Here is a 15,889-nt window from a genome sequence, read left to right as displayed (position 1 = left end):
CATCTAATACTCATGGAGAGCTTATTAGCGAATAAAGAAAAAAACCTGCTCCGTTATGGAACAGGTTTTTTCTGGATTTATTAATATAACGCAAACTCCACAGCCACATCATTACCTTCAAAATCAAGATAGTGTAGAGTAATCACACCATTTTCAAAGAAGATTTCACCAGTTCTTATTTCATCGCTATCGTCCCAAGTAAGATCATATTCAAAGGTAGCTTTTGTTCCGTCGAAGCTTTTCAGTGTTGCCATGAAAACATCATCACCGTAAGTTGGTGACTGATAGCCTAACCAGAACCCATTTTCCACTTCTGGATCAGCACCTAGAATAAAATACTCGTTTGGGCTGCTAGAGTTTAAATAACCGTAAGTAGATAAAAGGTTAATTAATAGCTTTAATTGATCGCCATTTTTATAGGATTCAAAAATTTCTACTACTGTTTCTTCATAATAATCTAATGTTAACGCAACTTCTTCAGGAAGCTGATCATATCCGCCTGCTTCTTTAATTTCTACTGCACGTTTTTTAAGGCGCTCAAGCTTTTGGAAAGCTGCTTCAGCTTCTGTAAATTGGTTAGAGCTTTGTAATCCAAGGATAATATGTAGTAATCGCAGCTGTGATACTTCATAAATCACTCTTTCTCTAGCGATTTTGGCTGGTGTTACATACTTATCTAGTAAAGCGCGGCGGTTTGTTTTTCCTGAAACCTTACCAATTGCTCGCTCTGTTTTTTTGATTGCTGCTGAGTAGTCATCATAAGATAAGTCAATAAGTTCTAGGTTTCCAGCATCAATCGAGTCTTCAAACGATAAACGTAGTTCAGTTAATACTTTTCCACTTTTGTCAGCATCTTTGTAAGCGACGCTAGGTGCAGCGGATGCTTGTGTTGATACCCCAAATGTTAGAGCAATCACAAGAATAAAGAATTTACTAAAGAAATTTTTCACGTACTTTCCTCCCGGATTATGAAATTGTTACAACTCATTCATTATAACTGGAGAATTCGGCTAATTTTGTCGGAATTAGTCAATGGTGCCTAGCAAATTTTCTGGGTGGAAAGAGGTGATAAGCAGGTTATTTCGACTATTTCTAGTTTCTTTGCGACTTTAGTTTTTTCTTTGCAACTTCTAGCTAAGATCTTGCAACTTTAATATGATTTTTGCAACTTTTACAATTTATTTTGCATGTATAGAAATACATACTTTCGATATGAAAATCAGTATAGATCCACTGGTGAAGGGATATTCTGTAGAAAAAACCTCCATTCTGAGCGAAGGGATGAGTATAAACATGCGAATCTTCTCAAGATTTTTGTTTTACCTTAGCAGTATTTCAGGTGCTTTACTTCTTTCTGCGATCCTTTTAGATGTATTTATGTTTAAAGAAGAAGTGATGTTTGAGCTGAATGAATATCTTCAGTGCTTTGCTTTGATTTTTTTAGCTGTTGCTATTAAGTATACGATGATTCCTTTTTACGACCGGAAAAAGGAAGGGTAGGCATAAAAAAGGTGACTCATACACACGATATATGAGTCACCTTTTTATGTTTTTATAGCTTTGCTCGAAGGTTTTCTTCTAGCTTAGTTAGGTCTGAAGAAATGCGACTTGGTAGGCTTTGATAGCCACCTGCCCGCTTAATTTCTATTGCACGGCGCTTGAGTCGATCTAGTTTTGAAAGCTCACTATTCGCTTGATCGATTTTATTAGATGAAATTAACACATCGATTTTTAGTAATAGGCGATAAATCGATACTTCATAAATGGTTCTTTCCACTGCGATTTTGGCAGGAGTGATGTATTGATCATTAAGGGCTTTACGATTGGCACTTCCGTACACTTGACCAATGGCTACCTCTGTTGTTCTAATTTTGCGTGTGAAGGAATCGTATAGATTATTCACATTCGCTATGTTTGCACTGCCGATGGCCTGATTAAAATGGGCAAGAGATTTCTGTGTAATGGTTCCTTGAACAGTTGCTTCAAGAGATTGAAGTGATCGGCCAATTTTAGGGTTTAACGCTTCGTAATTACCGGCATTTTTAATAGCAATGGCACGTCGTTTTAAGCCTGCTAGCTTTGTGATTTCATTTTCTGCATGTGTTAATTTATTTTTTGAGAGATGCTCCTCTACAGTCTTTAATAGTCGATATTGAGATATTTCATAAATGGTACGTTCCACAGCTACTTTAGCAGGGCGAACATAGGTTGCTTCAAGTTGATCACGGTTGCTTTTTCCACTAACTTTTCCAATTGCTATTTCTGTTGCTCTTAATTGTTTTGTAAAGCGGTCATATAGGCTATTCATATTTGTAACAGAGCCAGCATTCATTGCTGCTTGATAATTTGATAATTCATTAAGAAGTGCGTTTCCTGCTTTTTGAGCATTCACTTTATTAAGAACGTCCGGAGATAAATAGTTATGCTTCACTGCTAGCTCTTCAAAAGATGAACTTGAATTTGTGATCACAACCGTTGTGTATAATTCAACTTGTGAAAATAACCAGCGTACTTCGCTATTGTGCATTCTTACACAACCAGAGCTAACATATCTTCCAATCGAGCTTTCATTACTGTTGCCGTGAATGGCATATGTTGTTCCATATGTACCTCTTGCATCTAATCCAAGCCAGCGGTCTCCTAATGGGTTACGTGGATCTCCGCCAGGTATGTTTTTCGTATAATAAGGACGATTTTTGATTTTATTCACAATTCTAAATCTGCCTTCAGGAGTATATGAGTCCTGTCTTCCGGTCGCTACATCAAATACTTTTACAAGCTTCCAATTATCGAAAAATGCTAGTTTGTTATTCGCCTTGTTAATAATGATAAATTGGTCATTCCCTGCTGCCTGCGCTGGTTGCTGTAATCCTACTAAACATCCGATTACAAAAAGTAAAATTATCCCGATTTTCTTCAATACTCTCACCCACTAAAATTATTAGATTCTTTTTATCAAGTATAAAGTTTACTAGATGAAAAAAATGTAAAAAACTGGAGCGAATGATATGTGTTTTTGTAGATAGAAAGGTTTTATTTCGACACGCTCATACTTGTTTCTTTCCTCTCATTTTTTCTAAAAAAACCAAAATAGTCCAAAAAAGTAAGTAAAAAGTTAGATATATTATCTTACTTATGTCTAGTAAACTAGTAAGTTGTATACTATACTCATTTTGGGATGACTGAAAACGTCTTCTCCAGTTTTTAATTGTGGCTGTATTTTTATAAACAAACGAAAAAGGGGAGCTTTTTTTAAAATGAAAAAAACAAAAAAAGTATCACAAGTAGTAGCTACTTCAGCAATCATTACAGCAGCATTTGTTGCAGCAGGTCCACAGGCGGAGGCAGCATCAAACGTTCAAAGCGCTGTCGCAGAGGCACATGTTTCAGCAAACAAGCTAGTGAAGTTTTATGATGTGAGAAATCAACAAAATGTTGCGATTTCAACGGACTTTTCTACAGCATATGCAAAAGCAAGTGAAGATATTAAAAAAGCTGAAAAAGCAGTGCAGCAGCTAAAAGACGGTTCAGAAAAGAAGAATCTAACAGCACAGCTTGATGTAGCGAAGGATAAATTGTTAAAAGCAGCTAGAATTATTGATGCTATTAAAACTGGACAAGATCTACAAACATTACAAGAGACGTTAAACGGATTAGTTGAAGCTGATACATTAAATACAGAGCTTGTTGACGCTTATCATGCATTATCCTTACAAATGAGCAAAGCAGAAAGAGTGTTCAGTAAGGTGTACGGTGAAGGAAATCGACAAGTGATTCGCGATGCATTCTTAGTCGATGCGAAAATTGCGAAAGAAACAGTTATTTACGAAGTGTCTATGCATACTCTACAAAATCAAATTGATCAATTGTTAGTAGACAATAAAATAGAAGAAGCGAAGGCAGCGTATGAAAAGCTCAATCGCTTAGAAACAAGAGCGGTAAAGATTAAAGAAGCAGGAAACAAATTACACCCAGGTAAGTATCCGGATTTACCTGAAATGGCTCAAAAAGCTAAAGAACGTAAAGACAAGATCAAAGAAAAGCTTCCATTTGAATTATCTCTTATGCATACAAATGATACACATGCACATATTGAAAATGTCGCAAAGTTTGTAACAGCTGTGAATGAAGTAAGAGCTGAAAATCCAGATGCACTTTTACTAAACGCAGGAGATGTTTTCTCTGGAACGCTATACTTCAATGAATTCAAAGGACAAGCAGATCTTGAATTTATGAACCTTGTAAAATATGATCTTATGACATTTGGTAACCATGAGTTTGACCTTGGCTCAAGCCCTGAAGGACATAAGGCATTAGCTGATTTCGTAAAAGGTGCCGAGTTCCCATTTGTTAGCACGAACGTTGACTTTTCAGCGGATGAGAACATGAAGGACCTATTTCACGATGAAATTACTGAAGAGCCTGCTAATGGTCAAGCTTATAGTGGTGTTATCAAAGAAGTTAACGGCGAAAAAGTTGGTTTCTTCGGCTTAACAACAGAAGAAACAGCTACTCTCTCAAGCCCGGGTAGTGTTGTTTTTGAAAATTACATTGCTGAAGCGGAAAAAGCAGTTGCGGCATTTGAAGCGCAAGGTATTAACAAAATTGTTGCGATTACTCATATCGGCTATGACGACAATGTAGAATATGATAATGATCTTGAGCTTGCAAAAATGGTAGATGGAATCGACATTATCGTTGGTGGTCATAGTCATACGAGGTTAAACTCTGGTACTGTTGTTAACAAAGATAAAGCGGGTGTGGATAAAAATCCGACCCTAATTGTGCAAGCTGACCAATACAGTGAATATCTAGGTACGGTAGATGTTGAGTTTAATAATGAAGGCATTATTACGAATGAAGCAGCTCAGTTAATTAAAGTAGCAGATAAAGAAGAAAACGCGGATGCAGCTGTATTGTTGAAAAAGTACTCAGATCAAATTGCTACTATAAGAGACACTTCAACTGGTGCAACAGCAGCAAAAGAACTAGCAAATCCACGTACAACAGCTGAAAATCCAACAGCTCCAAGTGTACGTAACAGCGAAACGGAATTAGGAAACTTAATTACAGATGGTATGTTAGCGAAAGCGAAACAATTTAAGCCAAATACAGTCATTGCTATGCAAAATAGTGGTGGAATTCGTGCCTCTATCGATACAGGTGAAATTACGTTAGGTGATGTGTTAACAGTGTTACCATTCGGAAATACACTAGCAACAATGAACCTAACTGGAGCGGAAATCTTAACTGCCCTTGAACACAGCGTAAGTCAAGCACCAAACGAAAGTGGTGGATTCTTACACATATCGGGTATGAAATTCACTTATGACAGCAGCAAGCCAGTAGGTGAGCGAATCGTATCAGTTGAAGTAGAAGAAACAGAAGGTAACTTTGTTCAACTTGACCCAGCAAAAGAATACTCTATCGCAACTAATGCCTTCACAGCAAAAGGTGGAGACGGCTATACAGTATTCGCTGATGCATACGCTGCAGGACGTGTAACAGACTTAGGTTTATCTGATTGGGAAAACTTAAGAGATTATGTGGCGAATCTTGTGACGGTTGAACCGGTGATTGAAGGTCGTATTGTGGATGTAGCGGAATAATGCAAAAGAAACAAGCCTGAGTTAAATAGGCTTGTTTCTTTTTTAGGTTTTGGTTAAAATTGGCATCTTAATAGTGATGAAGATCTAATGTTTTCATAGTAAAATAAGATTATAGTGGAAAAATAGAATAATAGAGACAAAGGCAAACCTGTTGAAAAGCAGGGACGCAAAGCCACAGGTCTAAAGCATGCATTGCAATGACGGCTGGGTTACCAATTTATAAGTAAAGTTGGCCCGTTTTTTGTGGTCAACTTTTTTATTTTTTTTAGAAAACACCATATTTCAGGAGGAAACAGCATGAAGAGTAAGTTAGTAGTAATTGGTCTTATATGTATATTGATGTTAAGTGCATGCTCTAACAAAAAAGAAGAAGTGATGAAAAAGGAAAGCGTTACAACCAATGAAGAAGCTGTAACATTACAACAAACAGGAACAGAAGAAGATGTAGAAGAAAACGAGGATACCCCAGAAGCTGCTTTATATACCGGCGACACGATCTTACCTGCTAAATTAAGCTATGAAAATGAAAACTGGTTACTATATACAAATGGAAATCATCTGTTTACAGAAAACAAACAAGATAGAAATAAGAAGTACTTTGTGGATGAAGTAACAGAAGAATATGACAAAATTTGGTCAGTCACAAGTGATGGAGATTGGGTTTATTACTTAAAGGGCTCTACCCTTTGGAAGGCGAAAAAAGATGGAAAAGAACGAGCAGAAATTGTTTTTAGTGATGAACAAGAACATAACATCACAAATTTTATTCTTTACCAAGATACGATCTACTTTATCAGTTTAGAATCTTTTCCTGGTAATGCAACAAAGGAGTTACTTTTTAGTATGAAAACAGACGGTAGTGATGTAAAGGTGCTATTTGACTCACCATCTGAGATTTTAATAGGTGATCTTAATATCGCAAACGAAACTCTTTATTTTACAACAAATTATATGAAGGACTCCTTCACAGTAGATGCTTTACATAAGCTTGACCTGAAAGAAGGACAGATGAGCAAAGTATTTGAAGCAAATGCACTTGGAGATATGCAAATTTATCGTAATGAGCTATATTTTATAGAAAATAATCGACTTTTCAAAAGCAATATCGACGGCACTAATAAGGTGCAAGCTATCTCTCCTGAATGCGTAAGTTTTGCCATATACAATGATCAAATTTTTATTAAGCAAGTAGAAGATCTAGGAATTGGAGCTGATGAGAGAAGTGTTGATGGAATGGACATTTCACCAGTTATCGCAGATATTTATAGTCCAACCTCAGAAGAGCTTCTTTCTTTTCAACTAGTAGATGGTGATTATGTTTTACATTCACAATCCGTTTTCTACACTGAGCCAAAAAAAGAGCAAGAAACGGCAACAGAAGGTGGAGATTACTATGAAAGTGAAGCGTTTTATCAAGAGATTTATAAGTTATATGACGAGTTACTAGAAACACATAGAGGAGAGATTTCAATCTCAACACTTGAAGATGAAGAGTCAAAAAGATTAACAGGAGGAAATCAATACTTCCTAACAGGCCATATCTTAGGTTCAACGAAAACCTTACTATATGGATTAACAAATCAAAATGCTGATATGTTATCAAGAATTGTCTCAAATCCTGGCATGCTTGATCAGTTACTGGCGTATGAAGCGGCTTTTCGTTTTCCAAGTGACCATGAGGGAGGATATTACGACTATACAGTAGAGGTAGAAGGAAATAAAGTTCATGTGAAGAACAGCAGTGTTGAAGCAGATATTAATTTTGAAAAGATAGGCGATTCCTATTACTTTAAAGATATGAAGGTATCGAAGGTCATGATTGATACGAATTAATGGAAAAAGTATCGGTTATTCCGGCAGAAACTTGAAAAAAATGCTCTGTAGAATTTCTCTACAGAGCATTTTTCATAACGTGCTGTTAGCGATCAAGCTGCACATCATCTGATGGTTTGACAAAATAACCAGCACCAACATCGTAACGACCGTTGCTGTAGCCATATACACGAACCGGCTCATTTCGATCAAAGTATTTATAGAATGAACCATCTGGCTTGTACACCTTTAGATTGTATTCCTTACTCCAAACATGTCCTATATAAAATAGATTTACATTGGTTTTCTTCACATAATATCCACCACCAACATCGTAGCGATCACTTAACACTTTGTAAATGCGAAGACCTTCATGTTGTCTTAATTTACGATGCTTAGAACCATTTGGACTGTATAAATACTGGTCATTACTGCGAATTAACACACGGCCAATATGAGTATTAGCTGGTGGTGTAACAGTTAGTAGGTATTTACCTGTATGTCTTGTACTTGAACTACCATTATAGACTTTTAAGTAGTAAGTACCTGTTTCCAATTCAAGCGTGTTTTTATATTTTCCTGGTGTCACAGCACTTCCGTGAACATATTTTTCAAAAAGCGAGTTATTATTATAATCTAACATTTCGATATAAACAGTTGAGTCTACGTATGAAGATAAATCAATGCCTACTTTTCCAGGAACCGTAACATTCACTTTATAAACATCTACTTTATCATCCCAAGTAAGAAAACCTGTTTTTGTTTTGTTATAAGCAATTGACTCAGCTTCAACAATTCCATTGTTAGGTTCTGACTCATTGCTACCAGCTGAAGTGAAGGTTGTATTAAGAGTATATTTTCCTGTATGGCGGTTATTTGAGCTACCATTATAGACTTTCACATAATAAGTACCCTTATTCAAATCCTCAGAACGAATAAATTTAGCGGGATTTTTTGAACTGCCATTAACATAATGTTCAAATATTTCTTTGTTATTACTATCGATTAAAGAAATATAGGTATACGTGTCAACGTAAGAAGTTAAATTAAAATCAACTTGTCCAGATTTAGGAACAGTTATTTTAAAGAAGTCAAACTTATCATCCCATGCTAGAAACCCATTAACAGATTCGCTAAAAGCCAATTCTTGTGCTTCAACTGTTCCATTGTTAGGTTCAACCTCTGTACTCCCTGCTGATGTAAAGTTAGTGATAATTTTGTAAGAACCTGTGTGAACAGTATTTGAACTTCCATTATAGATCTTCAGGTGATAAGTGCCAGGTTCTACATCTTCCCAACGTGTGAATCTTCCAGGAGTAGAAGAGCTCCCGTACACATAATTATTAAAAATTTCCTTGTTATTGGAATCATAGAATTTAATGTATGCATAAGAATGCACATATGAAGTCAAATCAAAAGAAATACGTCCTGCTTCTGTAACATCGATCGTATAATCATTACTTTTTGTTTGTTCTGTTAAGCTTCCGGTTGTTTCTACATCAAATGGAAGTGTGTTCTCTGCTGCTTGTGCCTTTGTATCAAATTGAAATAAGCTAATAACAACTAAAACAGACAATATGGCTAGATTCTTTAAAATTTTACTATTCAAAGTAAGTTCCTCCTATAATCTAAGTTGAAATAAGTAATAAAAAGCGAGTAACCTTGCCAAAAACCCCCTTAAACATAAAAAAACACTATGACAGAATTTGGCCATAGTGCTTCCTTGCTATGGCAACCTGACGATCATAGCAGCTTGTGACTGCCTTAGACTCATGGCTTTGCGTCCTTACTTTTCAGTAAGTTTGCCTTTTTCATAGTATTTTTTTAGTGGTTGATTGATAAGTCTATTATACTATTTTTCTGGAAGAAGTGAAGATGTTATTGGAAAATAACTTCAAATTAAACTTAATTTCCCTACTGAACCTAGTGAATTTGGTGTGGAGTTTTCTGGGGAAATTACTATAAATTCCTTAATCTATTGCCGATACTATATATATGCAAAAAAAGTACGTCTGGAGAGAAGAAAAATGTACAAAAAGATAGGTAACATTCTTATTGCTATACTTTTAGTTGTGGTAATGCTACAACCAAATGCTAAAGCACAAGCCGCTGAATCCAAGGTCATCTGTATTGACCCAGGTCATCAACGAAAAGGTAATAATACGAAAGAACCAAACGCACCAGGGTCTAAAACAATGAAAGCTAAAGTATCTTCAGGAACACAAGGTGTTTCAACGAAAAAGCCTGAATATGTGCTAGTTCTAGAAATCTCTAAGAAGTTAGAAGCGAAGTTGAAAGAACGAGGCTATCAAGTTTATATGACGAGAACACACCATGATGTGAATTTAAGCAATGTGGATCGCGCGCAGTTTTGTAATGCAAAAAGTGCAGATTTAACAATCCGAGTTCATGCAGATGGAAGCACAAACAGAAATATAAGAGGTATTCATGTTTTATATCCATCAGGCTCATATACAAAAAGCATCAATGAAAAAAGTAAACTAGCAGCCACTCACATGATTAATGAAGTGATCAAGTCAACCAGTGCCAATAAGGCGAATGGCGACGGTTTATCACCGCGAACCGATATCACGGGCTTTAACTGGGCGAAACAGCCTGTTGTTCTTCCTGAAGTAGGATTTATGTCAAATCCAGAGGAAGACCAAAAACTATCAACAAATGCCTACCAAGAAAAGCTTGCAGAAGGAATGGCGAACGGAGTTGATCGCTTCTTTGGTTTGAATGGTTCTGCCTCAGCTGAAGGGGAAAAATTAATTCAGCAGTTAGCAGCCTATAACAAAGCAATTGAAGCTGGAGATATTAATAAGGTAAATACACTCTATGACTCTTTTACAAAGCAATTGAAAAATGTAGAAATGAAAATAGGTAAAGTCTCAGGTTCCTCTAATCGTGCTAACTTAAATGAACGCTATGTAAGGCCTGCAAAAATTGCAGTGGAGAGAACAATATTTGAGGTTTCGCAATATCGTTTATTACATGCGATTCAAGCAACTGTTAGTAAGGAGAACTACGCTCAAGCTATCAGTGAGACGAAGAAACTTGAACGTTTAAAGAAAAGAGCAATTGGCATTAAGCAGGCAGGTGGATATCAAGCGCTGCCTAGTAAGATAAATGCAGATTTAAGAAAAAATGAAGCGGAGACACAGGGTGCGTTGTTAATCCGTTTACTAAATAGATATAACCAAGCGATTAACAATGGAGATCTTTATGTAGTGGACGGCCAATATGATCAACTAACAGCACAGCTTCGCTTAACGGAAGTGAAAATTGGACAAGTTGGTGGAGCTTCAAATCGACAGGCATTAAATACTACCTATGTTAGACCTGCAAAAATTGCCGTAGAACGGACAATTTATGAAGTTTCGCAGCTTAGATTAATAGAAGTAATGCGGAAATTGACTGCCGAAAATCAGTTAGTGAAGGCTGAGGCAAATTTATCTGTCTTAGAACGTCTGAAAGGTAGAGCTGATGCGATTAAGCAGGTAGGTGGATATGAGTTACTGCCGGTAATGATTGAGGAAACATTGGAAGAAGTTGAGAAAGAAGTTCGGGTGATTGTTACACGCTGAATCATAACCAATAAGAAACCTGAGTTTCTACTATTAAGTAATTCGGTTTTCGAGTACAAAAGCTTAATTAGCATTCTTTTAACAGGATGGCAAAATTAGTGTCAGTGTGCGAGGAGATTGATGTACTGAAAGTGGCAGGGTTATGGTAGTTAAGACTCTCTGATGTTATTCATTGTTGATTTTTTCGAAGAAATACAGCAATTAATAGGCGGAAAAATTCCGGTTATAGTATACAATAGATGCTTAAAAGGCCGATATAAGCGGAAATATTCCGGCTAACTGCTCTCTATATAGCTAATTTTAAAGAATAAGTTCATATAAGCGGAGTAATTCCCCTTATTTTGTGAAAAATGCTGGTATTTCTCTATTTAGACGGAATTTTTCCGTTTATCTTTTGAAATTTAGTAAAAGTTCTATGCAAAATAATGTAAAAATGCTTGGAGTCACAATGTTCCAAGCATTTTTGCTAATCTAAGTGCGAATAGTAAAATTATTTCTAATTTTGCACTTCAAAAACTAAAACCCGAGTATCTCTTACATACTCGGGTTTTTTAATTATCTCTCCACCAAACCAATCAATATATATTTCCATACTTCACGAGAAGTAAAGTCCTTCAAAGCGGCCTTTGTAATCTGCTTCGGCTTCATTTCGGTTACAAAGCTAGTGTTAGTTTGAGGTGATTTCTCTGGACTGAGCATCGTAACTTCTCCAATGTCAGAACCTTTAACAATCTCCGTATAACCATCAAAACTCAAACCTTTTTCAACCGTTTTCTTCTTAATTTGTCCATCTTCATTTAACTGATAAACATAAGAAGTTTTCTTTCCATGAATTGCTCCATCACGTATTGCAGGTACTTCAATTGCTTCCGACGTTACAACAGAAACCGTTGTTTTTGTCCCGATTGGAGATGTTTCTGGCTGTTCAAGAATGCTTGCAACAAAGTTATACGCATTTTCCTGGTCAATTGTTGGTTCATTGACTGGATATGGATTGATTTTATCAAGTGTACCTTCGAGCTTCTTTTTCTCGCCAGAAGCAGTTGCAGTCAATTTCATACCAGTTTCAGCTTTTTTGAGTTGCTTTTCTGAAAATTCTCCTTCAATTGCTAATTCATTTGATGCGATTGTAATAATAGGGTTTCCGAGATTTTTATTAACTTCAACAACAACTCCGTCGATATTACTGACCATAGAGGCCGAATTTTCTTGTTCATTAATGTTGTCTAACTGATTTTCGTACTTCGTCTTTTGTTCTTCAAGCTTTCGTTTTTCAAGCTCCTGCTTATAAATTTCCTGCTCAATTGTGCTTTCAATCATTTCAGAGGATGCGTGTACATCAATCTTTAACCCATCTTCAAGAATAGAGTCTACCTCTATTTCAGATGTGGTCGTAGGGATGGAGCTTTGATAGTCTTCTAGAGAGTCAATGTAGTCTTCAACACCTTCTATTTCACCCTCAACCTGTGTGATTTCTGATTCGAGTGTTTCTTTCAAAGAATCGATTTCAGGTGATGTATATAAAAATAAAGGAGTTCCAATCGCCACTTCATCTCCTTCTTCTACAAGAAATTGCTGAAATTCAATGTTTTCCAGTGGAAGATATACATCCTGTTCTTCCTTCGGGACCAAGATCCCATCTGTTTCAAACGTCTCAACAATATCTCGTTCCTGTACTCGAGACCATTTTTCAACATGAACGGTATGCTGAACCTTACTATCGTCTTTAAAAATTAAATAAACGTTTGTTCCAATAAATCCAATTACCAAAACTGCTAATACAATACTTACCCATCTTTTCATATCTTCCACCTCCTTAGAATAATACAGGGATTTTAATGTATGCCATTAACCCTGTTAGTAGCCAAGTTATTAGGTAGAACAATATCAAAAGAGTAAGAGCTACATATCTATTTTTTTCACTAAGAGATGCTAAGTAATAGTATTGAAGCATTAATGCTACTAGATGAAACAATGTGATGGAACCGAAAAATGAGTTCCAATACTCATGTTCAAATGCGTATTGACTAAGTACACCAAAAGAAAAAGGATTGCTTACCAGATTTAGATCAAGTAGGACCAAAACTGGTATTGTTACAATTTGTCCAAGTAGTAGAAAAGCAAATCCAAACGATTGCACGATGACTACTTTTATATAAGGGATTTCTAGAAAGATCCAAAAAAATATGGAGGCAAACCAGATAAAAAGGGTTGGATACAGAATGCTAGAAATAAGCTTTCCGCCAAGTAATAGAAGTTTGCCAGATTCATATTCTGATAACGTATAATTTGTAATATTTCCAGAATAAGTTTCCGTTCCGATCCCGAAATATGTACTAGTTGCATAAGTGATTAAGCATAAAACATATAGCAAAATCAGTTTGGGGAAAACTCCTTTGATGGCTTCTGCTTTCTGTAGTTGATAAAGGCTGATTTGTGGTCTAAATAGCCCTTTCACTATGTTCAAATGGTAATTCATTTGTGTGCTCCTTTTAAAAATATGTCTATATTTGTATTCTAACTTAATTTGCAGAGAATGGAAAATAGGTTTCATTACCTATGCTGAAATTTTAATATAGTTTTTTAGATTGGATTCTTTAATGAGAAATTGTTACTTGCTAATTAATAATGATCGTGAAGCTCGTGTTGAATAATCCTTTTATACTATAAAAATTAGTGAGAAATCCTTTTAAAATACAATTTTACCAATTTTCTTCAAGAAAAATACATATTATTACACATGTATTGTATAAATGTGGTAATATGACTAGGTGGAAAATACTAGTATTGGAGTGTTTATTTTGAAGAAAAAGAAAAAAATGAAAAAACAACTCGTACAAGCAGCAGCAATTACAGCTTTAACTGGGGCGGCATTTGTAGCAGCTGGACCATCTGACGCATCTGCAGCAACCGATGTTTCAAAACTAGTCAAACAAGCCTATGATTCTTCCAATCAATTAAAAGGATACTACGATCTAAGTAAAGTAAAAAGTATCAGCCTTTCCAAAGAATTCGTCAATGCTTATGACAAAGCGAAGAAAGACATTGTAGTAGCTGAAAAAGCACTTGCAAACGTATCCGCAAATAAAAGTGCTCTTGTTGCTCAATTAGATGCAGCAAAAAATACTCAATCAAAAGCAGCAAGATTAATTGACGCAATCAAAGTTGGAGATGCTTTAACTGCGAAAACAAATGAATTAACACAATACATAAACGAAGATGTTATTGATGAAGATATGGTCGAAACATACCATGAATTATCAGCAGATATTAATAGAGCAGAACGTGTTTTTAGTAAAGTATACGGTGAACAAAACCGTGAACTAATCCGTGGGGAATTTCTTCTAGATGCAAAGATTGCTAGAGAATCAGTTATCTATGAAGTATCACGCTACACTTTACAAGACCTGATCACTCGACAGTTAGAAGAAGGAAAGGTTGCAGATGCTGAAGAAAACTTCGCAAAATTAGATCGCCTAGAAAAAAGAGCTGTTGAGATCAAAGCTGAAGGAAATAAACTTCACCCAGGAAAATACCCTGAATTAAAGAAAATGGCTGACTCTTTAAAAGAAGCTAAAGAAGTAATTGAAAGTGGCTTTACAATTACTGTAGAAGCAACTTCAACAGATGCTAGCAAGCCAACAATATACGGAGAAGATGAAGTTCAAACAATTGAAAAAGATGTCGTTGTTACAGTTCCTAAAGGTACATTCATTGAGCTTAAAAACCTTGAGGTCAAAGGAAATATCATCCTTAAAGGTGCAGACGCTTCAGCTGGTAAAGTTACATTAACAAATGTAAATGTAACAGGAAGTGTGAAAGTTGAGGAACAAAAGGTTGTATCAACAACTAAAGGAATCTCAAGTATTTTAGATATACCAGTGCCTATTCAATTAATCCTTGGAAAATCTAGCATCATAGGTGAACTAGTGCTTAATCAAAGTGCAAATATCACAGCAGAAACTGGCGTGAAAATTCCGTCCTTAGTAATCAGCCCTGCTCAAGATCTTGGAATTGTTTCCTTAAATGGAGATCTATCATCTTCTAAGGTAACAGTAGGCGGACAAGGTGCAGAGGTTAAATTAGGTGCAAGCGCTAAAGTATTAGAAATGATTCTTAATGCTAAAGCAACAATCGATGCAGAAAATGGTGCATTATTACAATCTCTTCAAGTTGAGACGAAAGATAAAAATTCTCTGGTTCTGTTAAAAGGGGATTTATCTTCTACACTTGTAAAAATAATTAATAGTAATGCTGCAATTTCAATTGCAGAGAATGCAGTTGTTAAGAAGATTGAGAAGGATAAGTCGGTAACAGAGGAGATTGTTATTGATAATAAAGGTCGAGTTGAGGATTCGGATGGGGTTGAGGTACCGGGGAATACGCCTTTGCCGCCGGTAAGTGGTGGAGGAGGTACTCCGAATGCTCCAACAACACCAGTGGAAGACACAACACCAAATGACCAAACTGCCCCAACAGTAGAGGAAGTAACTTTTGGTGGTGTAGAAGGTGTGTTAAACGAGGCAGGAGATACGTTTACTTTTGAGTTTGACGATCTAGCACAGGATATTGGAACAACGGGTGGAGCAACAATTCGATTAAGTGAAGTAGGGACACCAACTGTGGATCAGCCGTTTGAATTCTCACCAGGAAGTGGAGAAAATTCATATTCAGCAGCAACACCAAATTTAACAGCAGAATATTTAGTTAACTTAGGAACAATTACATTAACAGTAGAAGACGAAGCTGGAAATCCAAAAGAATATACATTGGTTTTTGAAGAAGCAGATAATCAAGCGCCAACAGTAGAGGAAGTAACTTTTGGTGGTGTAGAAGGTGTGTTAAACGAGGCAGGAGATACGTTTACTTTTGAGTTTG

General features: G+C 36.1%; 9 protein-coding genes, 1 pseudogene and 2 riboswitches. Of the genes and pseudogenes, 5 read left to right on the top strand and 5 right to left on the bottom strand.

All coding sequences use genetic code 11. From position 1 onward, the window contains the following. Nucleotides 1-80: 80 nt before the first annotated feature. Nucleotides 81-950, bottom strand: coding sequence for a hypothetical protein (locus ACEWK1_RS06520; RefSeq protein ID WP_416635778.1), 870 nt, complete (start codon nucleotides 948-950; stop codon nucleotides 81-83). Between the two features lie 331 nt (nucleotides 951-1,281). Here ACEWK1_RS06520 and ACEWK1_RS06515 point away from each other — a divergent pair, with 331 nt between their 5' ends. Beyond that, complete coding sequence (locus ACEWK1_RS06515; RefSeq protein ID WP_416635777.1) at nucleotides 1,282-1,500, top strand: hypothetical protein; 219 nt, start codon at nucleotides 1,282-1,284, stop codon at nucleotides 1,498-1,500. A gap of 52 nt (nucleotides 1,501-1,552) precedes the next feature. Here the strand turns inward: ACEWK1_RS06515 and ACEWK1_RS06510 are convergent, their stop codons facing one another. Beyond that, nucleotides 1,553-2,920, bottom strand: a complete 1,368-nt coding sequence (locus ACEWK1_RS06510) for a L,D-transpeptidase family protein (protein ID WP_416635776.1) — start codon at nucleotides 2,918-2,920, stop codon at nucleotides 1,553-1,555. Nucleotides 2,921-3,257: 337 nt separating this feature from the next. On the opposite strand from ACEWK1_RS06510, the gene ACEWK1_RS06505 reads away from it, so the two are divergent. Further along, entirely contained in the window at nucleotides 3,258-5,609 is a 2,352-nt protein-coding gene (locus tag ACEWK1_RS06505) for a 5'-nucleotidase C-terminal domain-containing protein (protein WP_416635775.1), read from the top strand. A 131-nt stretch (nucleotides 5,610-5,740) separates the two neighbouring features. Next, nucleotides 5,741-5,826, top strand: a riboswitch (cyclic di-GMP riboswitch). An 80-nt stretch (nucleotides 5,827-5,906) separates the two neighbouring features. Then, nucleotides 5,907-7,442: a hypothetical protein gene (locus ACEWK1_RS06500; RefSeq protein ID WP_416635774.1), complete on the top strand. Its 1,536-nt coding sequence runs from the start codon at nucleotides 5,907-5,909 to the stop codon at nucleotides 7,440-7,442. Between the two features lie 85 nt (nucleotides 7,443-7,527). Here the strand turns inward: ACEWK1_RS06500 and ACEWK1_RS06495 are convergent, their stop codons facing one another. After that, nucleotides 7,528-9,030: a hypothetical protein gene (locus ACEWK1_RS06495; RefSeq protein ID WP_416635773.1), complete on the bottom strand. Its 1,503-nt coding sequence runs from the start codon at nucleotides 9,028-9,030 to the stop codon at nucleotides 7,528-7,530. A 118-nt stretch (nucleotides 9,031-9,148) separates the two neighbouring features. After that, nucleotides 9,149-9,238, bottom strand: a riboswitch (cyclic di-GMP riboswitch). 210 nt (nucleotides 9,239-9,448) lie between these two features. Here ACEWK1_RS06495 and ACEWK1_RS06490 point away from each other — a divergent pair. After that, nucleotides 9,449-11,011 (top strand): N-acetylmuramoyl-L-alanine amidase, encoded by a 1,563-nt coding sequence (locus ACEWK1_RS06490; RefSeq protein WP_416635772.1) that lies wholly within the window; start codon nucleotides 9,449-9,451, stop codon nucleotides 11,009-11,011. 555 nt (nucleotides 11,012-11,566) lie between these two features. Here the strand turns inward: ACEWK1_RS06490 and ACEWK1_RS06485 are convergent. Continuing rightward, entirely contained in the window at nucleotides 11,567-12,814 is a 1,248-nt protein-coding gene (locus ACEWK1_RS06485) for an efflux RND transporter periplasmic adaptor subunit (RefSeq protein WP_416635771.1), read from the bottom strand. Nucleotides 12,815-12,827: 13 nt separating this feature from the next. Next, on the bottom strand, nucleotides 12,828-13,490 hold the full coding sequence (locus ACEWK1_RS06480) for a hypothetical protein (protein WP_416635770.1): 663 nt from the start codon (nucleotides 13,488-13,490) through the stop codon (nucleotides 12,828-12,830). Between the two features lie 322 nt (nucleotides 13,491-13,812). Here ACEWK1_RS06480 and ACEWK1_RS06475 point away from each other — a divergent pair. Beyond that, nucleotides 13,813-15,889: pseudogene (locus ACEWK1_RS06475) on the top strand (hypothetical protein); the annotation flags it as partial.

The sequence above is a fragment of the Metabacillus sp. YM-086 genome (assembly GCF_048059995.1).
In the GTDB taxonomy this organism is placed as follows: domain Bacteria; phylum Bacillota; class Bacilli; order Bacillales; family Bacillaceae; genus Metabacillus; species Metabacillus litoralis_B.
Note: the sequence above shows the minus strand (reverse complement) of the source record. Positions and strands in the feature narration are given on the sequence as shown.

Bases quoted from the DNA above. Each gene is read 5' to 3' on its own strand.
- ACEWK1_RS06485 (WP_416635771.1), bottom strand. From the start codon at position 12,814: ATGAAAAGATGGGTAAGTATTGTATTAGCAGTTTTGGTAATTGGATTT.
- ACEWK1_RS06480 (WP_416635770.1), bottom strand. From the start codon at position 13,490: ATGAATTACCATTTGAACATAGTGAAAGGGCTATTTAGACCACAAATC.
- ACEWK1_RS06490 (WP_416635772.1), top strand. From the start codon at position 9,449: ATGTACAAAAAGATAGGTAACATTCTTATTGCTATACTTTTAGTTGTG.
- ACEWK1_RS06515 (WP_416635777.1), top strand. From the start codon at position 1,282: ATGAGTATAAACATGCGAATCTTCTCAAGATTTTTGTTTTACCTTAGC.
- ACEWK1_RS06505 (WP_416635775.1), top strand. From the start codon at position 3,258: ATGAAAAAAACAAAAAAAGTATCACAAGTAGTAGCTACTTCAGCAATC.
- ACEWK1_RS06500 (WP_416635774.1), top strand. From the start codon at position 5,907: ATGAAGAGTAAGTTAGTAGTAATTGGTCTTATATGTATATTGATGTTA.